We start from the raw sequence: 21,759 nt of genomic DNA, 5'->3' as shown, positions 1-21,759 counted from the left end.
GATGCCACAGCGCTCCATCTGCCGCCGAAAATTCTTTTTAAGTCAAGTTCAATGAATGACGAGAGCGTCGGAATGAAAATCATACGCAGTCTGACGCTCTCAATTTTTGTTTTCGCATCGGATTTCTCCGAAACCGGTTCCCGCTTTTCGGTCCGATGCTCTAGAGGCTGCGGCATCGCGCAGGTCGCTCAAGGCGCGCGGAGACCGGGCAAGGACTGAAAGTCGAGATTGGGCTGATTGCCACCGGCGGGGTTCTGCGGTGTCGCCGGCGTGCTGCCTGCGGCAGGGGGTGCCGCCTCCCGCGCGCGCCGCGCCGCTTCGGCAGCCTCGCGGGCCTGGCGTGCGGCAGCTGCCGCCTGTGCGGCCGCCTCGGCCTGCCGGCGTGCTTCCTCCGCCGCTCTGGCCTGCTCGGCGCGCAAGCGCGCTGCTTCGGCTGCGGCGGCCCGGCGGCGGCGATCCTCCTCCTCAAGGCGCAGACGCTCGGCCTCGCGGGCTTCGACTTGAGCCCGAGCCAGTCCGGCTTCTCGGCGAAGTCTCTGCTTTTCCAGCACGTTGGCCTGCAACGTTTCCACGCGTCGGCGCTCACGCTCGAAGGCCCGCAGAGACAGATAGCCGGAGATCGGCCCGTAATCGACGGAGATGCCGGGGTCCTGAAGCCGGCCGGCGACCTGGACGATCACGGCCGGCTCCGCCCCGGCCAAAGCGGCCTCGCCGGCCTTGTAGGTCAGCGTCAGCGCGCCGGCGATGCGGTCTTCCGGCAGCTGCAATTCGAGATCGCCGGCAACCAATGCCCCGGCATCGCCAGCGGCAATCTCCTGCGCACGCAGCGTGCCACCCGCAATGGTGAAGGGAATGGTGACGTTGCCGAGCTTGGCCTCTCCGGCAAAGACAAGCGGCGCGGCGAGCGCGGCGGTGCGCGCCGGCGTCAGCTCGCCCTGCTGCCCATCGGCCGCCGCCAGCAGATCCGGGAACACATCGGTGCGGATCCCCTTCAGCACCGTATCTTTCAGCGCCAGTGTGCCGGAGCCCGTCAGCGATTGCGCCATGGCCCGCGGGCTTGCACCGGAGGCGTTGAAGGTCACCGCAAAATCGCCGGTCCCGCGCGCCACGGGCTGGCCCTGCCGCTGCCACACAGCCTGGCCGAGATCGCCATTGGCGATCGACAGCTTGCCCTCAAGGAAGCCGGAGCCGCCATTGCTGCCGAGCCGCATCTGCCCCGTCGCCTTGCCGCCCAGCCAGTCGCCCTTGGCGTCCGTCATGTCGAGCTGATCGCCGCGCCAGGCAAGCGTGCCGGCAAAATTTCCGACGGCACCGTAAAGTCCCGGCCAGAACTGCTTGGCCGTGACGCCCAGGCGCATGTCGAGCCCGGTCCAGGGCGCAGGCGGCAGGCGCGCATCCGACAATTGCTCGGCGGCCGGGTCGGTCAGCGGGCCGAGAATGCCTTCGGCCATCCAGGGCAGGCTGATCGTGTCGACCGCGATCTGCCCTTCCGCCTTGCCGGGTGTCATGCGGTCAAGCGTCAGCGTCCCGGAAAAGCCATCGCCCGCTGCCTGACCCTGCAGGTTGGCAAGCGTCACCTTTTCGCGCGTGACCGCAATGTCCGCTTTGGCCTGCGCCGGTAGCCCTGTGCCCATTTGCGGCAGCGAAACGCCTTGCAGCAGAAGCAGGGGCTCCAGGTCCCGGCTTTCCAGCACCAGCTTTCCCTGCCCCGCGAGAAAATCGGCCGCAGCGAGATCGACATCGCCGGTCAGCGCTAGCGTGGTGTTCTGCGTCGTCAGGTTCAGCGCAGCTGCCGCCTCGCTGCCGTCGGTTTCCTGAAGCTTCAGCGACATCAGGCCGTTGCCGTCGGGATCGAAGGGCAAGGGGTCGAAGCCCGTCTGCCCGAGGACGACGAGGCTCGAAGGATTTTCGATCGTCGCTTCGAGCAGCAGCCCTTCGCCGGAGAGCGCTTTCTGCAGGTCCGGCGCCTGATAGTTGACGGCGAGGCGCGAGCCATTGGCCGTGCCGACCATGCCGAAATTGGCGGTTGCCGCCCCGTCCTTGGCGCCCGAGGTCAGGGTGAAATCGAGTGCCGCATTGGCGTAATAGGGCCCGGCGCGCACCAGCCGCTCAAAGGCCGGATGGGCCGGGGCATGGCGCGCGATCAGCTGCAGCAGCGGCGTCAGATCCTCTGCCGCTATCTTCATCTTGGCGGCCACGGCCGGATTGGAGAACTGGCCGCTCATTCGGCCTGACAAAGCGAGCTGTGCGCCGGCCAGATCGCCGATCGATACGCGCTCGGCCTGCAACTGACCGTTCTTCAAGGTTGCGACCAGCTGCACATCGCGCGCGGTCTCGCCAAAAGCCTCGAACTCCTCGGCGGAAATATCGGCTGCGATCGTATGCGCGAGCACCGTTTCACTGGACGTGTCGCCGGCAGCAAGGCCCGTCAGCGCCCGCAGTGCGTCGAGATCGACGCGGTTGCCCTTGAGCTGAACGGTCAGCGTCGGCGGCGCATCCGGAAGCGACTGCCGCTCGATACGCCCGCGCAAGGTGGCAGGCCCAGCGGCGATCTCCAGCCGCTCGAACTGCTGCAGGCTGTCGGTCAGGTTGACGGTGGCGGAGAAGCCCGCCGTCGGCAGCCGGCGCAGCGCCGGATCGACCGAACCCGCCAACCAGCTGGCGAGGCCCGAAGGCTGCGTGGAGGCAATCAGCAGATCGCCGCGAAAGGCACGCTGGCCGACGAGCGTCAGACGGCCCTTGGCCTCCAGCTGCGTGCGGCCAGGCAGCTGCGCCACGGCATTGTCGACCATCCACCCGGCGCGATCGGGCCGCAGATCCAGTCGAACGTCGCGCACGGTCGTGTCACCGATAACGATGGCCGGCAGGCGAAGATTGGCCTTTCCGGGCACCTGCGGAATCGGAATATCGGCCAGGAGCGCCAGCATTGCCTGAAGCCGCTGACGCACGGACACTTCAGGATTGCGATTGGTCTTGCCCGCCTCGCCGCGATTGCCGATTCGACTGACATCGATCTGCTGCCCATTGGCCAGCAGAAGGAATTGCGGCACCTTGCCCGTATCCAGCGTCGCCTCGCCGGTCACCAGATAGGGATCGTCGCGCGGGCCGACTTCCAATCGGTAATCCGGCACCCGGATCCGCTCGTTGGTCAGTTCGAAGGTGCCGTTGATGCGCGGCGCCTGGACATCCTGAGAGCTGACGGGCTGGGCTTGCTGGCCGCGATTTTCCGTCAAGGTGAAGCGGCCCTGATAGAGCGGACGGAAATCAACGATCTTCAAAATGCCGTCGAGATCGACACCGAAGGGCCGCTTGTCCGGCGTGAGACGGGCGCGCAGCGGCAGGGCGCCTTCGTCATCCGGCTCGCCGCTCGACAGGGAGAAGCGCCCGGCCTCGCCATCCAGCGCGCCGCGCCCTTCCACCTGCCAGGGGCCAGCGAGCGTGCGCGCGGAAAGATCGGCGTCCAGGCCGGTGACATGGCGCGTGCGGCCGGTCTGCTCGTCGATAAATTCGACCTCACCGCCCGTGACGGACACATTTTCCAGCACCACGCTCTTGGCGGGGATGGAGGCCTGGCGGCCTCGTGCCCAGTCGAGCGTGCCATCGGGCAGAAGCTTGAGCTTCGCCTTGGGCTGGTCGAGGCGCATATCGAAGATCAGCGCTTCGCCGCTGAGAAATGGTGCAAGCTCGGCATCCATGGCGAAATGCGCCACGGTGACCAGCGGCGCGCCATCCTCACCACGGCCGATGCGCACATCGTTGAGCGTGACAGAGGGAAAGGGAATGAGCCGCGCGTCGACGCTGCCATGCACCGTCACGGGCTGGCCGATGATGCGCGTTGCCTCACGCTCGAAATCCTGGCGGAAATTGGTCCAGTCGATAAACAGCGGGGCGATCAGGGCGCCGAACAACGCCACGACCAGAAGTCCACCGACGACGACGAAGATCCGCGAGAGCACCAGGACGCAACAGCCTTATCTTTACAACGGACGCGCCGACAGGGCCCGCCCTCTTCCCGTTCACCAGCGCCAAAGCGCAACGCCGCCTGTCGATACCGCCATGCGCAGAACCGTTGACATACGACCGGTCACCGCACTTACGCCGCTCGCGTAGGCGCCCATTCGGCCGGCGCATCATGGCCCTTGTCCAGCCGGCGCCCCATCCTGCGGCCGAATATCAGACCCTTCTGCAATCTACTCTTAGAAATCAAAAGCGCTTTGTCCAGAACCTCTTGACGAAGTCCACCGGGCACGCCCTGCCATTCCCGATTTCCCGCTGCCAGGGTGTCCAATCCGCCACGCATGAAGGCAGGCCGCGCCGCATCTCTGTGCCGAATTGGCACAGGATCACTGCGCCGCCTCCATGCTGCGTGCAAGGGCCAGTTCCTGCGCCAGGCGATGTTCCTCATCCGCGCGCGGCTTGGAGAATCGGGCGATGACCAGATAGGCAACCGGCGTCAGAAACAGGGTGACGACGGTCGCAAGCCCCAGCCCGCCGACGAGCACCCAGCCCAGTGCGATGCGCGCCTCGGCCCCTGCTCCACTGGCCAGCACCAGCGGCACCGCGCCAACGATGGTGGCGATCATCGTCATCATGACAGGGCGCAGGCGGATATTGGCGGCATTTTCGATCGCCTCGCGCAGCCCCTGCCCACGCTCGCGCAGCTGATTGGCGAATTCCACGATCAGGATGCCGTTCTTGGCCATGATGCCCACGAGAAGGACGAGACCGATCTGGCTGTAGATGTTCAGCGTGTTGCCGGTGAGCAGCATGGCGAACACCGCGCAGGCAAGCCCCAGCGGCACGGTCGACATGATCACCAGACCACTGATGAAACTTTCGAACTGGGCTGCCAGCACCAGGAAGATGATGACGAGCGCAAAGCCGAAGGTGATGACGAGGCCATTGGCGTTTTCGCCGAGCGTCGCCGCCTCCGACAACGGCACCAGCCGGGAGCCCGGCGGCAAAAGCGGGGCTGCCGCTTCCTGCGCGAAGGCCAGCGCATCGCCCAAGCCCACGCCCTCTCGCAGGCCTGCCGAAAGGGAGACGGCGCGCAGCTGCGATTGGCGCTCCAGCTGCGGCGCCACCGCCCGCTCCTCAATCGACGCGATGGTGGACATCGGCACGATCTTCCCCTCCGCCGTCTTCAGGAAGATGTTGGCGAGATCGGTCGGATCGTTGACCGGCCTCGTCGTTGAGACGAGCTTGACCGGATAGGCCTCGCCATCGACGAAGACGTCAACGACGCTGTTGCCGTCCAGCATGGCCTGGAGCGCGGCGGACAAGCCGGTGATGTCGATGCCGAGATCGGAGGCGCGTTCGCGATCGATAGTGACCGACAGCTGGGCCTGGTTCGCCTCATAGTTCAGGCGAACATTTTCAAAGCGGCCGCTGTCTTCCAGCCGGCGCACCAACTCGGATGCGGCTTGCCCGAGCTTCTCGTAATCATTGCCGACGAGCGCCACCTGCAATCCGCTACCTGCGCCGCGAATGCCAAGGCTGTTCGGCTGCATCGGAAAGGCGCGCACGGAGGGAATGCCGGCAGCGATGCGGGTGATCTCACGCGAAATCTCTTGCTGGCTGCGCGCTCTCTCGCTCCAAGGCGCAAGCGAGAGCACCATGAAGCCGGAATTGACGTTGCCGCCTTGACCCGAGACCGAATAGACATTGGCGATCTCGCCGCGCTCGAAGAGCGGCTTCAGCCCATCCTCGATCCGGCGCATCTGCGCCTGGGTATAATCCAGCGAGACACCTTGCGGCGCCTGGATGCGTAGCATGATGCGCGAACGGTCCTCGCTCGGCGTCAGCTCCGAGGTCAGCGCGGTGAAGGCAATGCCGCCGCCGGCCGCCACCAGCCCGGCAACGATGAAGACCACCAAAGGCGCATTGAGACAGGCGGCAAGGGAGCGGCGATAAGCGCCTGACAAAAGCGCGCCTAACCGCCCGAGCGGTCCAGTGCGGCCATGATCGGCCGAATGCGGCTTCAGCATGCGCGCCGCCAGCATCGGACAAAGCGTCAGCGCGACAAAGGCCGAGAGCAGAATCGAGAAGGCGAGAACGAAGCCGAACTCGCGGAAGAGCCCGCCCGTCTGCCCGGGCAGGAAGGAAAGCGGAATGAAGACGGCCGCCAGCGTGGCCGTCGTGGCCAGCACCGCGAAAAACACTTCAAGCGTGCCGAGCACCGCCGCTGCGCGCGGGCCCATGCCCTCGGCCCTGCGGCGGACGATGTTTTCCAGAACGACGATGGCGTCGTCCACCACGAGACCGGTGGCCAGCACGATGGCGAGCAGCGTCAGGATATTGATGGAGAAGCCTGCGAGATAGATCGCGGCGCAGGTGCCGATCAGCGCAATCGGCATGGTCATGGTCGGGATCAGCGTGGCCCGCCAGTCGAGCAGGAAGAGATAGATCACGACGGTGACGGCCAGCACGGCGGCAACCAGAGCGATCTCCACCTCATGGATCGCACCTTCGATGAAGACGGCATCGTCGCTGGTGATCTGCAGCTGCGTGCCCTCTGGCAGCACTGCATTGATCTCGCCGACGCTACGGCGCACGCCTTCGGCAATATCCAACGTGTTGGACTGCGCCTGGCGGATGATGCCGAGGCCGATACCGGGGCTGCCGTTTGAGCGCAGCGCCGAGGTTCCGATATCAGGCCCGAGCGTCACGGTGGCGACATCGCCAAGACGGATATTGTCGGCCAGCAGCAGCCTCTCGAACTGCTCCGGCGTCTGCAGATCGGCGGTGGCGCGCACCGAAATATCCTGATTGGCGCTGGTCAGCGACCCTGCGGGCACGTCGAGCGAGGCCGTGGCGAGTGCGGTGCGCAGATTAGCCACCGTCAGGCCGCGTGCCGCCAGCTGGTTCTGGTCGACATCGACGCGAAAGATCTTCTCCTGCTCGCCATTGATCTGCACATCGGCCACGCCCTCGACGGCGGCGAGCCGGTCGGTCACCTCGTTTTCGGCCAGCAGCGAGAGGTCTTCGGTCGACAGCCGGTCGGAGGTCAATGCCAGGCGCAGGATCGGCTGGCTGTCGGCGTCCGCCTTGACGATCTGCGGGGCGTCGGCCGTTTCCGGTAGCGTGTTGGTCACCCGGCCGAGCGCGTCGCGCACGTCATTGGCCGCCTGGCTGACATCGGTCGCATCGGAAAATTCCAGCGTCACCCGGCTTTGGGCATATTGCGAGGTGGAGGAGATGTTCTTGATGCCCTGCACGCGACTGACGGCACCTTCGATCACCGAGGTGATTTCCCGGTCCACCGTCTCCGGCGAGGCGCCGTCGAAGGTCGTTGTGACCGAGACGACGGGACGGTCGACCTGCGGCAGTTCGCGTATTTCCACCCCATTCAGCGCGGCGAGGCCGGCGACGATGATCAGCAGATTGACGACCAACGCAAAAATCGGGCGGCGCACGAAGAGCGCGGTGAAGCCCGCCTGCCCGCCGCTGGGGGCCGGCTGATGGGGTGTCGGCTCGATGCGCGGCAGCTCATGCTTCACGGCCGGCTCTCCGCCTTCGATATTTCCTGATTGCGCGTGGATGGCGCGGGATCGGTACCATCGACACGCACCTTGCCGCCGTCGCGTGCCCGCTGCACGCCTTCGATCACCACACTGTCGCCCTTCTTGAGCGCCGCATCGACCAGAACGGCATCGGAATTGCGTTGGATGATCCTGATCGGCACGCGCTTTGCCACATCCTCGACAACCTGCCAGACAAAGGCGCCATCCGAACTCCATTGCACGGCAAGCGGATTGACGGCCGGGTAGACCTCACCGGGAAAACGCACCTGAACCGTAAATGACATGCCGGCCCGCAGGAGGTCCTCGGGGTTGTCGAGCCTGGCGCGCACGCGCAGGGTTCGACTGGCCTGATCGATGCGATTGTCGATGGCAAAGACGGTGCCGGTAAAGGGCCGCGCGGGCAAGGCCACGGCGGAGGCGGCGACCGACTGGCCAACGGCGATCTGGTTGGCCAGGCGCTCCGGCACCCAGAAATCGATCAGGATTTCGCTGCGGTCATCGACCACGGCGACCGCTGTGGAAGTGGTGACGTAATCGCCCGGATTGGCGGTGATGATGCCGACGACGCCCTTGGCGGGCGAGAGAATATCGCGTCGCTTGAGGTCCAGCTCGGCCGACTGGCGCTGCAGCTCGGCGGCCTGCAGCTCGAATTCCGCCTGGCGCAAGGCCGCGATCGAAACCGCATTGCCCAGGCGGCGGTTGCGTTCGAGCGCATCGCGCGCTTTTTCCACTGCCACCCGGCCCTCCTCCGCCGCGATTTTCTGCGCCTCATTGTCGAGCCGGGCTATCACCTGGCCAATCTCCACCCGATCCCCCGAGCGAACGAGCACCTCAGTCAGATTGCCGGCCGAAAGCGGGGTGACCGACACCGTGCTCTTGGCCTCGCTGGTGCCCAAGGCCTCGATCCGGTCATTGACGGTGCCAACCGCGACGGCCTGCGCGACCACAAGCGGCGGACCGGCCGGACCGCCGCGTCCGCCCTGGCGGGGAGCCGCCTGCCCGGAAGCCTCACTGCCCGTCCCCGCGCCCGGGTCAGGCTTGCCGGCCACCAGACTGGTCACGGATACCGGCACGCCGGCACGCTCCAGCATTGCGGCAGCGCCGGGCACGACGCGCAGGGCAACACCCGCTGTGGCGACCAGAAGCACGGCACCGATGGCAAGCTGCGTCGTCAGGCGCATTCCAAGCATTCTCCTTGCATGAACTCAAAGACAAAATATGCCGCACAGCCCTTGCTTTCGCCGACCTCCGAAGACGATATTCGGCAAAACAAGAACTTAGGGCGCGACCGTCAATCTGGAAGATGAAAGCTCCTGGCGCTTGGCAAGGCAGCCCTTCGGCAGCGATCCGGATCGACAAGCCGGCGACCCAGAATGACGCACGAGCAAGCCGAAGGGTCCAGGCAAAGACGGTTCCCGATCCATCCGTCTGCAACCGCACCAGGCGACAGGACCTGCCGCATCATACAAACGCCTTCAACAGGGCCTTGATAACGCTGCAGACTATCCTCTGCGTGGCCGGTGCGCGCAACCGCTTAACCCCGCGCATGACGCAATTGTCATTGCAGCGCGAGCGCTTCCTCCTAGCCCCGGAGACCGATCGATCAGCCCGGCAGAGGGAATAAAAGAAGAACAGCCTTATAGCCTTTAAGAGCCGAATCACTACATTGAGCAGCCATGAGCAACGGTTTTGACGATATTCCCTTCTTCGACGAGGAGCCGCCGGCGCGCGCACCCCGGGGAAAGGCGCGTGCTGAACAGGCATTGGACGGAGCTGCATTGGGCGGCAATGGCGACGGAAGCAGGGATTCTCGGGCTTTCGGCTCTCCAGCACCTCACGGCGCCCAGCGCATGGCGGCTGGCGGGATTGCGGCGCGTGCCATGGCGGCGCGTGGCGGCCCGAGCACGGCCGACTATCTCTCCGGCCTGAACCCGGAACAGCGTAAAGCGGTAGAAACGCTCGATGGCCCCGTGCTGGTTCTGGCTGGTGCGGGCACCGGCAAGACACGGGTGCTGACCACCCGCATCGCCCATATCCTGGCCTCCGGCCGTGCCTATCCCTCGCAGATCCTTGCGGTGACCTTCACCAATAAGGCCGCACGCGAAATGAAGGAGCGTGTCGGCGTTCTCGTCGGTGGCGCGGTCGAAGGCATGCCCTGGCTCGGCACCTTCCACTCCATCGGCGTCAAGCTGCTGCGCCGCCATGCGGAACTTGCCGGGCTGCGCTCCGATTTCACCATCCTCGACACGGATGACGTGGTGCGGCTGATCAAGCAGATCATCCAGGCCGAGGGGCTGGACGACAAGCGCTGGCCGGCCAAGCAGTTTTCCGGCATGATCGACGGGTGGAAGAACAAGGGGCTGCTGCCAGCCGACATTCCGGAAGGCGACGCACGCGCTTTTGCCAACGGTAAGGGTCGCGAACTCTATGCCGCCTATCAGGCGCGGCTGAAAACGCTGAATGCCTGCGATTTTGGCGATCTTCTGCTGCATCCGATCGCGATCTTCCGCGCCCATCCCGACCTCTTGCGCGAATATCACGACCGCTTCCGCTATATTCTGGTCGACGAATATCAGGACACCAACACCGCGCAATATTTGTGGCTGCGGCTGCTCGCCCAGCGGCCGCGAAGCCGCCGGCCCACGCCGACGCACGAGGCGGCAGCGGGTTTCGCTGATGCTGGCGCACGCTTTATCCCAGCGGGCGAGGCTCCGATCGCGGTCGATCAACGCGTCAATATCTGCTGCGTCGGCGATGACGACCAGTCGATCTATGGCTGGCGTGGTGCGGAAGTGGACAATATCCTGCGCTTCGAAAAGGATTTTCCGGGCGCCACCGTCATCAAGCTCGAGCGCAACTATCGCTCGACCGCCCATATTCTCGGCGCTGCGGCCCATCTGATCGCCCATAATGAAGGGCGACTGGGCAAGACGCTGTTTACCGAGCGCACGGATCCCGAAGACGTCAAGGTCAAGGTTCATGCCGCCTGGGACTCGGAAGAGGAAGCGCGCGCCGTCGGCGAGGAGATCGAGCAGCTTCAGCGCCAGAAGCATCCGCTGAACAATATGGCCATTCTCGTTCGCGCCTCCTTCCAGATGCGTGAATTCGAAGACCGCTTCGTCACGCTTGGCCTGAACTACCGCGTCATCGGCGGCCCGCGCTTCTATGAGCGCCAGGAAATCCGCGATGCCATGGCCTATTTCCGCATGGTTTGCCAGCCGGCCGACGATCTGGCCTTCGAGCGCATCGTCAACGTGCCCAAGCGCGGGCTCGGCGACACCACCGTGCGTCTGATCCACGATCAAGCCCGCGCACGCGACATCCCGATGTTCCAGATCGCCGGCGAGATGATCGAGACCGACGAGATGAAGCCGAAGGCGCGGAAATCGCTCTTCGACGTGGTGACCATGTTCCGCCGCTGGCAGGGCCTTCTGGAGACGACGCCGCATACGGAACTGGCGGAAATCATTCTTGAGGAATCCGGCTATACCGACATGTGGAAGGCGGACAAATCCGCCGATGCGCCGGGCCGGCTGGACAACCTGAAGGAACTGATCCGCTCCATGGAGAGCTTCGAGAGCCTACGCGGCTTTCTCGAACACGTCTCGCTTGTGATGGATGCCGAGCAGAACGAGAATCTCGACGCCGTCAACATCATGACCCTGCACTCGGCCAAAGGCTTGGAATTCGATACGGTGTTCCTGCCCGGCTGGGAAGAAGGGCTGTTTCCACACCAGCGCTCGCTCGACGAAGGTGGGCGCGCGGGTCTGGAGGAAGAGCGGCGGCTGGCCTATGTCGGGCTGACCCGGGCCAAGCGGCGCTGCCATCTCTGGTTCGTGTCCAACAGGCGCATCCACGGCCTCTGGCAATCGACCATCCCGTCGCGCTTTCTGGATGAGTTGCCCGAGCCTCATGTCGAGGTGGCCGAAACGGATAGTTCCTATGGTGGTTATGGACGTGGCGGCTATGGCCAATCGCGCTTCGACACGCAGGACCCCTTCACGAACTCCTACTCCACGCCCGGCTGGAAGCGCGCGCAGGCCAATCGCACGGATGCCACGCGCACCAATTGGGGCAACCGCTCCGGCGTGAGCGTCGAGCGCGTCGGCTATGGTGAAAGCGGCCCGCGGGCGCGCACGATCGAGGGGGAACTGATTGCCAAATCGGCTGTCGACACCCCCTCACGCTTCGCCATCGGCGACCGCGTCTTCCACATGAAATTCGGCAATGGCACCGTGGCGATGATCGAGGGCAACAAGTTGACCATCGATTTCGACCGCGCCGGGCAGAAGCGGGTGCTGGAGAGCTTTCTGGAAGCGACGGCATAACGGCAACAGCTGTGCCCGCGCATCACACGCTGTCGCTGACGGGCAGCGTTCGCCATCGGTTTGAGACAGACGCCGGATCGAAGGTCGGAAGTCCATCGATCCGGCGCCCTGCGCTTTATCGATTGTAAACGGCGGTCAGCCGGGCTTCGCCGAGGCTATGCGCGCCAATCATAAATCCGGCCAGAGCGTTGCTTGCCTCCCTCGGCAGGTCGAGCGCATCGACGTCGAGCGCGTGGACGGTAAAGATATAGCGATGGACATGACCGGGCGGGGGGCAGGCTCCGCCAAAGCCGGCGACGCCATAATCGTTCTTCAATTCCAGCGCACCTTTCGGCACGTCTGGCGTGCCGCTGGCCGCAGCCTTGATCTGTGTGGTATTGGCCGGAATGTTGACCATCGACCAGTGCCACCAGCCGGACCCCGTCGGTGCGTCCGGGTCGTAGGCCGTGATCGCAAAGCTTTTCGCGCCCTTGGGCGCATTCGTCCAGGCCAGATCCGGCGAGCGATTGCCGCCATTGCATCCAAATCCCTTGAACACCTGATCGGCTGAAAGCTGTAAACCCTCAGCCATGGCACCGCTGGTCAATGTGAAGTTCTGGGCTGCAGCGGAGCCGGCCATCATCAAGGCCATGACGACACCGGCAGACATTTTTCTCGGAAGCATGTTTCACCCTTCTCCATAGGTCGTGACAACGATGCGTCTTCTAGCGGCAGGCATGATCAGCCGCTTCCGGCAGGCTGGCATAAACTATCGGATTTTGATCAAGCTGACGTCGAGCGAATGGCAGACGGCGTAATACCAAAGCGCTTCCTGAACGAATCTGAAAAGTGGGAGGGGGTCTTGAAGCCACAGTCCAGCGCAATGCTGGAGACGGATGCAGACGTCGTCTGCAGAAGCGTCAGCCCTTTTTCCAGCCGGCTGTTCAACAGGATCTGCGCAAATCCTTGACCGGACTTTGCGAGCCACCTGCGAAAGGTCGCCTCGCTCATCGCAAAGTGGCTCGCCACCTCGCCCGCGCGCCACTGCCGGTCCGGTTGCGCTTCAATCAGTTCGCGCACCTTGGCGAGCGGTTGTTCGGACTGTTGCGAAGGCAGCCGGATGCCGTGATGCCGCAGCCAGATCAAGGGTTCCAGAAGACGGGATGCGCGGATTGGCGCCGGCAGGCTGGCATCCGCCAAGGTCTGGCGAATGAGCTCCAAGACGATACCGGGGCGATGCGGCTCCGCCGTCAGCAACTGAACGTCCCCGCCACCCCCTGAGGCTTGATCGGCAAAGACGGACTTCAGCAAAGCGGGCGAGAAATAGACGCCGTCAGCCTCGTAATGCGCATCGAGAAGCGGCCGGTTTTCCAAGGTGACGATGGAGCCGGGCGGGAAGATCAGCAGGTCGCCTTCCCGGCCGGTCATCTCGCCCTTGCGAGGGCAAACCACGCGCTTTTCCCCCGCTTGGATGAAGCAGAGGAACGCCATGCGGATGAAAAGCTCTGAAAAGACGGCCCGCGTCGCCTGGGTTATATGCAGGATTTCGACGCATGGCTCGTCTTGATGCCGTGGCTGATCAGCGCTGAGAGACATCGGCGTTCATCCCCAGGCGGACCGCCTCACTTGCCCCAGGAGAACAGCGACGCCAGCGTTTTCTTTTGCGGCGAGAAGCCACCCTTGAGGCTCTTGACGATCACCATCTGCGAGATCTCGCCGCGCTTGAACGCCTTGAGGAAGCGGGGATAATCGGCAAAGGCAACGCAGCCATGGCTGTCGCCACGGGTGCGCAGAAGGTAGCTATGTGCCAGCAGGCCCACCCGACCATGCGGCGCCACGCCGTCGATCGGCGTCAGGCGCACGGCTTCCACGCCGTGGAACAAAGATTCGCGCAGCGTCACCTTGTAGGTGCCCGGCGGTGTCGGGCCGCGCATCGAAATATGGACGAAATCGGGGTTGTCGCGCATCTTGCCGATGCCGGAATGGGCTTCCAAAACCTCACCATTCGGCATGTGCACCCGGCCGGCGGAAATATCGTAGACAGCCACACCGCGCCGACCGATCAAGGGAGAGCGCAGCGGCGCATCGTCCTCGATCGGTGAATCGGGCTTGGCATAGGCCAGTTCCGTGCGCGCAGGTTTGCGGCGCGCGGGAATGGGGCTCTCGTCTTCATCCTCGTCGACATCAGCCGGCGCCAGCGCACGGCGGGCTTCGGCCGCCATGCCGGGGCGCGCCAGCGGCAGCGATCCGAGATCCGGCAGAGGTTCGGCCGTCTCGCTGTTGGACAGAACGAGGCTGAAGGGCTTGGCAAGCGCGCCGGTCTTTTGCGGATCGGGTTCGACCATGGCATGCGGACGGATCGGTGCGATATCGGCCTCGGCGGTTTCCACCGGCGCGCCTTCGCCGGACGGGTCAGCCGGTGTTGCGGCCGCGAGAGGAGGCAGCGCGGGCGCTGCAGGCAGCTTCGGGCCTGCAACGGCGACATGCACGGTCTGGATCGCGGCCATCGGCCCCGGCGATGGCGCGGTGGCCTGCGCGCTGGCCATCTGCATGGCAGGCCGCAGATCGGCATTGGATTTTGCAAGCGCCAGGGCAAGACCGAGCTTGGCCGACTCGATCTTCAGCGCGGCCTGCGGCGTTTCAGGCTGACGGACAGCGCGGGCGGCGACATCGAGCGGCGGCAGGCCGAGGCGCGCGAATTTGGTGGGGTGTACAAGGCGCTGTGCCGAGGCGGCGGCAGTCTGCGGCAAGGCCGAGAGCCCCAGGGACGCATCGAAACGCGGGCGCGCCAGCGGATCCATATTGCCGGACACCTGGTGCATCGTCGCCATGGTCACAAGCCAGCAGGCCATGGCCGCGCCACCTGTGAGCGTTACGCCCAGAAAAGCCGGAAGGGCGCTCCGCCCACGTTTGCTCGATCGCGCAGAACCGGTGTTCCAGCTCTGCATCCCCATGTGATTTTCGATCGCCTGCGCCATCCACTCTGACTCTTGAGCATGCTCGGTCTCATCAGGGCAAAGGCAACCGATGCCCTTCCCCTGAGGAATAGCCGAGAAAAAGAGGATCGAGCGACCCATCGCTTCCAAGCTGGAAAAGATGAACTGCCCCCACATTGCCGGAATCGCCGCAGGCCTCATGGACCTGTCGAACAGCGCCGGGCACCCGGTGGTGCCGCGCGTGATTCGCTTGCCTCACGCTGTCCACACCATCCGGAGACGGCTAAAGAATGGCGAAATATGGTAACCGTTTCCTTTACGCCCGGCCCCATCCTTAGAGCGAGGGATGCCCAGCATGCTCACATCTTCGGGAGCGAGACGTCAAGGCCGGGAGTCGGTCGAGGCCTATTGCCCACCGCTGAGCTAGGGTTATCAAATTCTTGCACTGATTTTTTCAAACACCGCTCGAATTGCGGCAAGGCTGTCCGCCACCTGTCAACGTGCCTCGGCCGGTCATATCGACCTAGAAAATCTTCCGCGGCGACATCCCCAGGAATCGCGATGCCGCAAAGATCGTCGAAACCGCACGCTCTCGTCCATTGCAACGTCTTAGAGCGATCTTATCTATGCTCGGACTGTTGAACCTGGAGTTCCCCATGCCTGCCAAGATCCGCCTGACCTGCGCGCTGGCGCTCGTTGCCGCGCTCGCCCTGCCCCTTGCAGCACCTTCGGCGCAAGCCGAAACCGTGGGCAAGGTCGGGGTCGACTGGATGGGCAATGACATCAAGATCGACGCTGTCACGGACCCGAAGGTCGAGGGCGTGACCTGTCACGTCACCTATTTTGACCGGGGCGTCCTGGACCGGCTGAAAAAGGGCAATTGGTTCGAGGATCCGTCGAACAATTCCATTGCCTGCCGCCAGACAGGGCCGATCTCGATCGGCAAGATCGATATGGGCCAGGATGGCGAAGAGGTGTTCCGCGAGGGCATGTCGCTGATCTGGAAGAAGCTGGTGGTCAACCGGATCTATGACAAGACGAACAATACGCTGATCTATCTCGCCCATTCGCGCGAATTGACCGACGGCTCGGCCAAGATGTCGATCTCGACCGTGCCTCTCTACGGCCAGCAGGTCACCTGGAAGGATGGCGCGCCGAAATAAGATCACGCGCCTCGGGTGCGCCGGCCTGTCGCCTCACGCCTCCTCGGCCAGCACCGTGGTCGAGGTGACCAGGCCGATGCCGGCGGCGGCCATCGCGTCATAGGCCGCCTCGACGCCGGTGGGATCGATGCCCCGGCAGGCGTCCTCAATCACCCGTACATTGACCGACGGCAGCATGGCGCGGGCATCGAGCGCGGAAAAACGCACGCAATAATCCGTCGCCAAACCGCAGAGGTCCAGCCGCGTCACGCCTTTCGCCGCGAGATAATCGGCAAGCCCCGTCAAGGCCAGTTGGTCGTTGTCGCGAAAGGCGGAATAGCTGTCGACGTCGGGATCCATTCCCTTGCGCTGGACGAAACCGATGCGCGACTTGTCCAGCTGCGGATGAAATTCCGCATCCACGGTTTCTTCCACGCAATGATCGGGCCAGAGCATTTGCGGACGTCCGTTCAGCGTGCCCATTTCGAAAGGCTTGGCGCCGGGATGCTGCGAGGCGAAGCTGCCGTGATCGGCCGGATGCCAGTCCTGCGAGGCGACGATGAGATCATAGCCGCCCTCCGCCATCAGCCGATTGGCGACCGGCACCACGGCCTCGCCGTCCGGCACGGCGAGATTGCCGCCCGTGCAGAACCCATTCTGGATGTCGATGAGCAGGAGGCATTTCATGGCACTTGTCCTTTTGCGCGCAGACCCCCGCCCTATGGCAAAGGCGATGGGCAGACGGCACATACGATGCCACGGCTTGCCTCACAATTGTTTAAAAATCGATCTGTATTCGATTTCGACCATGCAAACAGATGCTTGGCAGCAATATCTCAACCAATGCGGGCGGCAAAACGTCAAAGCCCGACGGCGCCTCGACAAGAGGCGCCGTCGGGTTTGATGCGATGAGGCAGAACCGGTGCGCCGATCAAGCGGCCTGGGCCAGTTCGTCGGCGATGACAGTGTCGAGGTTGAGGAAGCAGACCATGCTCTTTTCGAGTGCAACGATGCCGCGGCAGAAGGCGCGCTGGCCTTCGGGTATGATTTCCGGCGCCGGCTGCAGATCCTCGGCGCGGATCGTCATCATGTCGGAGACCTGCTCCACCAGGAGACCGACCAGCTTGCCGGCGATATCGGTCACGATGATGGCGGCGCGCTCGGAAGGCTCGGTCATCTTCATGCCCAGGCGGCAGGCCATGTCGATGACAGGGATGACGGCGCCGCGCAGGTTGATCAGTCCCAGCACGTAAGGCGGCGTGTGCGGCATCGGCGTTACCGGCGCCCAGCCGCGAATTTCGCGGATCGCCATGATGTCGATGCAGAATTCCTGGTCGCCCAGATGAAAGGAGACGATCTCCAGATAGGCGCCTGACTGCTTGATCGTATTGCTCATATTGCTCATGAGACCTTTTCCCGACGCCTCGGGATCTCGGAAGCCGATTGGGCTCCTCTCCCGCCTGGATGTTTGCTCTAGCGGCCACAGTCGCACACAGCCGGTAAAGCTTTTGCTAAGAGCGATTCGGCGGCATGATGCAGAGCGCGCGCTTGGCAGGCAGCGCGGCCGGCATTACACTGCCGACATGCGAGCCCTCACCCGCCTTCCCGCTCCCGCCTTGATCCTTGGCTTCGGCCTGGCGCTGATCGCCCTTGCCGGCTTTCGCGGCTGGCTGGCCCATGGTGCGGATATGATGCTGGTCTTCGGCCAGTCGGGCCTGTCCTGGTGTTTTTAGGGACACACCGCGCGGCACGATGACGCTGCCCGACCGCGTGAATTGCCGACCCGACCCCGATGATTTACGGTCGCGGTCCTGATGCGGGATTGATCGTCCCGCGCGCCCCGCATGGAATATCCCGATGCTGAAAGCCGTCCGTCTCATTCTCTGGCTGCTCGTTGCGGTTCTGGCCGGCGCGCTTGGATGGGTGACCTATGACATCGCCAATCGCGAAGCGCCCGTCAAAGCGGCGGAAGGTCCGTTCGGCGTTCCCTTCACACTGGTCAGCGGTCAGGGCGGCGCGGTCACGCGCGACGCCTTCCTGGGCAAGCCGACGCTTCTCTTTTTCGGCTTCACTCATTGCCCAGAGGTCTGCCCCACCACGCTTTTCGAAATGAACGGCTGGCTGAAGCAGGTGGACCCGGAAGCGCGCAAACTGCAGGCCTTCTTTGTCACCGTCGATCCCGAGCGTGACACACCCGAGCTGCTCGGCCGCTACATCGCCAATGTATCCGACCGGGTCACCGGCCTTTCCGGCTCGCCTGACGCGGTGATGGCGATGGTCAAGGGCTTCCGCGTCTATGCGCGAAAGGTGCCGGTCGATGCGGCCAAACCGGATGGCGACTATACAATGGACCACACCGCCTCCGTCTTTCTGCTGGATGCCGAAGGTCGCTTCCGCGGCACCATCGCCTATGGCGAAAACCCGGAGACGGCGGTGAAGAAGCTCGAAAATCTCGCTGCAGGCTAACTCTGTCTGCTTGAGACCGATGACACCCGCTGCTTGATCCTGTCCCCCCCCACAAACGCAAGCCGACCAATCGGGCCGCTACACGAACAGCCACAGCGTCGATTTCAGTCCGCCAAAGCAGACCCTCAGCAGGGCAAGGACGCACGTTCAGGCGGAAGGAAGACGTTTGCGCGCCGCCGATCCTGTGATAACCGGCTGCCATCAGCAACCGGCCGACCCGGCAATCGCAAAACCAAAAACGAGAGGCCGAACCGCGGCCGGACGGAGGACGACCCCTTGAGCGAGATGCGGCTTTTCGTGCGCACCAGCGAAAAACAGGCCGAGCGCCTGCTGTCTGCCATGACCGATGCCTTCGAGGACGAGGGCTATGCCATCGCCACCATGGAGATGGACGAAAAGGCCGATCTCTGGGAAGCCTCGGTCTATATGCTGTTCGAGGAGGAAGAGCAGGTCCGCCCGCGCTTCCAGGCGATCGTCGAGGATCAGCTGCCGGGTGCCGCGATAGAATCGGAAGTCCTGCCCGACCTCGACTGGGTGGCCTTGTCGCTCGAAGGCTTGAAGCCGGTGCGTGCCGGACGTTTCCTCGTGCACGGCTCGCATGATCGCGACAAGCGCCGGACGGGCGATATCGGGATCGAAATCGACGCCGGCCAGGCTTTCGGCACCGGCCATCACGGCACCACGGCCGGTTGCCTGGAGATGATCGACAGCGTCATGCGCGCGCGCAAGCCTGCCCGGGTTCTCGACCTCGGCACCGGCAGCGGCGTGCTGGCGATCGCCGCGCGCAAGCTCGCCGCCGTGCCGGTGCTCGCCACCGATATCGACCCCATCGCTACACGCGTGGCGCGCGAAAACATCCGTCGCAATGGCATTTCCGAAGGCATTCGCGTGGAAACCGCCGCCGGCTTCCAGTCCCCCGCCTTCCGCCGCCACGGCCCCTTCGACCTGATCATCGCCAATATCCTGGCCCGCCCGCTGATGCGCATGGCGCCGCAGCTGGTGGCCGAACTCGCGCCGGGCGGTTCGGTGATCCTGTCAGGCATTCTGGCCGAGCAACGCTGGAAGGTGCTGGCCGCCTATCAGGGCCAGCGCCTGCGGCACCTGCGCACCCTCTGGCGCAATGGCTGGGTGACGATCCATCTGGACAAGCCGCTGCGGTGAAACAAGACAAGGCGCCCCCTAGCCGCTGATGGCACGCGCCATGCAACGCCCCGCGACGCCTTCCCGCTCCTGCGCAATTGACGAAATTCTACAATCTTGAAAAGGCATCGGCGCGAGGTAACCGACGCCTGACGTGTATTTTCATTCTTTGTTAGCACCTTGATCGTAGGTTGCATAAGCAACATTCGATTGATGCCAGAACATGAGATCCGGCTTTCCCTTGCCTCACGCCGCCATGAGGGAGGCGCGCTGGCTACCCGACGAGGTCTGCCATGCCAAGCAGCAGCAATGCAGCGCTCCTGATCCTGTCGCAGCCCGTACGGGTTGCAGCCAAGGGGACCAGCGCCGTCGATACCATCATCTCCATTGCCTCCGCCCAGAAGGAGGCTCAGAAGAAGACGAGCCCACGCGCCGTGGGCGGCACCGTCTCCACCGAAATCTCCCAAGCGCAGAAGAGCGCCATGGCAGCAGGTGCGCAAGCCGGCCTGAACGGCGCGTCGGGCGGGCATGGGTTCAGTGTCACCGAGTACGATCCGGAAGCTGCCGCCATGGGATTCTTTCCGGTTGAAAAGTCGCTAAAGAATGCCCAGGCTTTCGCTGATGGCTTAGCGGATGGCGTAGCGAGTTATAATGAGCAATTTAATTTGTACAAAATTATGTCATTTGATGAATATATGACAGAAGGAAAGGAAAATTATTTGAAATTAGCGAAATCCATGAACAATTCAGAAGGGCAAATTGAAAAAGATATTCGTGTCAATTTTAGCTCTTCAGGATACGACTACAATATGAACCGACATAAAATAGACAATGAATTTAAAATACGGGACGCAAAACTTGGGGAGGGTCTGATGAAAGCAGCAACAGAAAGATTCAAAGAGATATTTGGCGTTGATGTGAAAATTAATTTCGATGACAATGGCAGAGCGTCAATTTTGCCTTTTGATGTAAAAATTGATGATAAAACAGTGTTTAATTTCCACGAGGATAGGAAAGTTGCACTATGGCGCTGATTTATAGATTGAAATTTCATTGATATTGATGCAAAAGGCGACCCAAAACGGACTTTGGGTCGCCTTGATGATTAGGTTAATCGAGTTTATGATATCTTAACAAGCGGTTTATGCTCGTCACTATACAAAGGCGTGGAAATCAAAGTCTGTTGATTTCACATCTTCGGCCTTTATACCAATCAACGTGATATCGACATCACCGACGGTGATATGAGCATTATTGTCATCGTTATTGGTAATTGTGAGCGCGGAAAAATTAGACGCAAGCGAGCTGTCGATCTGAATGATATCAGTGCCCGAGACGAAATCGCCGATCTTGCTATGATCGTGAGCGTCGGTAAACTGGAACGTATCGGCTCCCGCGCCGCCCCAAAGCTCGTTATTTCCAGAGCCACCATTCAGGATGTCATTTCCGCCCTGGCCGTAGAGCTTGTCATTGCCCGCCCCGCCGTTCAGGGTATCGTTGCCTGCGGCCGAGCGATCATAGGCCCACGGATTGTAATCCGTCGTATCGCCATAAAGTGTGTCGTCGCCGTCATTACCGTCAAGCGTGTCGTTGCCGGCATCGCCCTCGACATACTCCCCAAGCTTACCACCGATGAAATGGTCGTTGCCGTTCCTGCCGAAGATCTTGACGCCGGCAGACATCGATACAACGCTCGTAAAATCGACAGTTCCTTGGAAATAAACCGGACGAGGCCCTTCGTAAGATTGATTGAACCAAATATGCTGGACATTATGAAGGCCATTATCGGCGATCATGACCGCAGTCCAATAGTAACCTGACTTCGGAGCAACATAGATGGCATTATCGCCTGCTCCGCCATCAAAAGTTTCCCAACCATTCTTGATGCCGCCATAGGTCGTTACATTGCTATCATTGCCGCCGATCTGGAAAACGTCGTCGCGCGCAACGCCGTAGCGATCACCGACGAAATTTTCCCATCCCGATCCAATTTGCCAGCTGTTTGATAGGTAAGTCGTCATAGCAAAATCTCCGCGTGTATAGAAGAAAAGACATGAGACAGAGCGGCCATTCATGGCCGCACAAGGCGCGTCAAATGCACCATCTGCAGGCTGCACGACATCGCGGATTATCTAGGAAAACGCTAATTAAGCAACTAAGAATCTTCAAAGAGAATGATTTTTCACCACATCAACACCCTTTGATAGAAAATTCTTTCGGTTGTATTTTTGCGCTCAATTCAAAC

The 21,759-nt window shown here is 62.6% G+C and carries 15 protein-coding genes; 6 read left to right on the top strand and 9 right to left on the bottom strand.

What is annotated here, in order from left to right:
- Positions 1-188 precede the first annotated feature (188 nt).
- The 3 genes from BMX61_RS13365 to BMX61_RS13355 all read right to left on the bottom strand — a co-directional run bounded on the left by BMX61_RS13365 (position 189) and on the right by BMX61_RS13355 (position 8,704).
- A complete protein-coding gene (locus tag BMX61_RS13365; protein WP_083639346.1) occupies positions 189-3,956 on the bottom strand; it encodes an AsmA family protein in 3,768 nt (1,255 codons plus the stop codon).
- A 387-nt stretch (positions 3,957-4,343) separates the two neighbouring features.
- Complete coding sequence (locus BMX61_RS13360; RefSeq protein WP_075626761.1) at positions 4,344-7,478, bottom strand: efflux RND transporter permease subunit; 3,135 nt, start codon at positions 7,476-7,478, stop codon at positions 4,344-4,346.
- A gap of 17 nt (positions 7,479-7,495) precedes the next feature.
- Positions 7,496-8,704, bottom strand: coding sequence for an efflux RND transporter periplasmic adaptor subunit (locus BMX61_RS13355; protein WP_075626718.1), 1,209 nt, complete (start codon positions 8,702-8,704; stop codon positions 7,496-7,498).
- Between the two features lie 495 nt (positions 8,705-9,199).
- On the opposite strand from BMX61_RS13355, the gene BMX61_RS13350 reads away from it, so the two are divergent.
- A complete protein-coding gene (locus tag BMX61_RS13350) occupies positions 9,200-11,851 on the top strand; it encodes an ATP-dependent helicase (protein WP_075626716.1) in 2,652 nt (883 codons plus the stop codon).
- Positions 11,852-11,966: 115 nt separating this feature from the next.
- Here BMX61_RS13350 and BMX61_RS13345 read toward each other — a convergent pair whose 3' ends face one another.
- The 3 genes from BMX61_RS13345 to BMX61_RS13335 all read right to left on the bottom strand — a co-directional run bounded on the left by BMX61_RS13345 (position 11,967) and on the right by BMX61_RS13335 (position 14,661).
- The gene (locus tag BMX61_RS13345) at positions 11,967-12,473 is read right to left on the bottom strand and encodes a YbhB/YbcL family Raf kinase inhibitor-like protein (RefSeq protein ID WP_324610602.1); all 507 of its coding nucleotides are present in this window, start codon (positions 12,471-12,473) and stop codon (positions 11,967-11,969) included.
- 140 nt (positions 12,474-12,613) lie between these two features.
- Positions 12,614-13,426: a helix-turn-helix transcriptional regulator gene (locus BMX61_RS13340; protein WP_075626714.1), complete on the bottom strand. Its 813-nt coding sequence runs from the start codon at positions 13,424-13,426 to the stop codon at positions 12,614-12,616.
- A gap of 26 nt (positions 13,427-13,452) precedes the next feature.
- Positions 13,453-14,661, bottom strand: coding sequence for a DUF2778 domain-containing protein (locus tag BMX61_RS13335; protein ID WP_234794677.1), 1,209 nt, complete (start codon positions 14,659-14,661; stop codon positions 13,453-13,455).
- 761 nt (positions 14,662-15,422) lie between these two features.
- Between BMX61_RS13335 and BMX61_RS13330 the strand changes: the two genes are divergently transcribed.
- Positions 15,423-15,929, top strand: a complete 507-nt coding sequence (locus tag BMX61_RS13330) for a CreA family protein (RefSeq protein WP_075626713.1) — start codon at positions 15,423-15,425, stop codon at positions 15,927-15,929.
- A gap of 33 nt (positions 15,930-15,962) precedes the next feature.
- Here the strand turns inward: BMX61_RS13330 and pncA are convergent, their stop codons facing one another.
- Positions 15,963-16,595: a bifunctional nicotinamidase/pyrazinamidase gene (gene pncA / locus BMX61_RS13325; RefSeq protein ID WP_075626712.1), complete on the bottom strand. Its 633-nt coding sequence runs from the start codon at positions 16,593-16,595 to the stop codon at positions 15,963-15,965.
- Between the two features lie 244 nt (positions 16,596-16,839).
- On the bottom strand, positions 16,840-17,304 hold the full coding sequence (locus tag BMX61_RS13320; RefSeq protein WP_075626759.1) for a chemotaxis protein CheW: 465 nt from the start codon (positions 17,302-17,304) through the stop codon (positions 16,840-16,842).
- 187 nt (positions 17,305-17,491) lie between these two features.
- On the opposite strand from BMX61_RS13320, the gene BMX61_RS24690 reads away from it, so the two are divergent.
- From BMX61_RS24690 to BMX61_RS13305, 4 genes are all read left to right on the top strand, one after another.
- Positions 17,492-17,641, top strand: coding sequence for a hypothetical protein (locus tag BMX61_RS24690; RefSeq protein ID WP_170854938.1), 150 nt, complete (start codon positions 17,492-17,494; stop codon positions 17,639-17,641).
- Between the two features lie 124 nt (positions 17,642-17,765).
- Positions 17,766-18,374 (top strand): SCO family protein, encoded by a 609-nt coding sequence (locus BMX61_RS13315; RefSeq protein WP_075626711.1) that lies wholly within the window; start codon positions 17,766-17,768, stop codon positions 18,372-18,374.
- A gap of 276 nt (positions 18,375-18,650) precedes the next feature.
- Positions 18,651-19,535, top strand: a complete 885-nt coding sequence (locus tag BMX61_RS13310) for a 50S ribosomal protein L11 methyltransferase (RefSeq protein WP_075626710.1) — start codon at positions 18,651-18,653, stop codon at positions 19,533-19,535.
- A gap of 272 nt (positions 19,536-19,807) precedes the next feature.
- Entirely contained in the window at positions 19,808-20,548 is a 741-nt protein-coding gene (locus BMX61_RS13305; RefSeq protein WP_075626709.1) for a hypothetical protein, read from the top strand.
- Between the two features lie 120 nt (positions 20,549-20,668).
- Here the strand turns inward: BMX61_RS13305 and BMX61_RS25390 are convergent, their stop codons facing one another.
- Positions 20,669-21,535 carry a calcium-binding protein gene (locus tag BMX61_RS25390; protein WP_075626708.1) on the bottom strand — a complete coding sequence of 289 codons (867 nt, stop codon included), beginning with the start codon at positions 21,533-21,535 and terminating at the stop codon, positions 20,669-20,671.
- Positions 21,536-21,759 lie beyond the last annotated feature (224 nt).

It is taken from the genome of Xaviernesmea oryzae (assembly GCF_900109605.1).
Classification (GTDB): Bacteria; Pseudomonadota; Alphaproteobacteria; order Rhizobiales; family Rhizobiaceae; genus Xaviernesmea; species Xaviernesmea oryzae.
The sequence above is the reverse complement of the archived record's forward strand: the minus strand, read 5'-3'. Positions and strand labels throughout refer to the sequence as shown.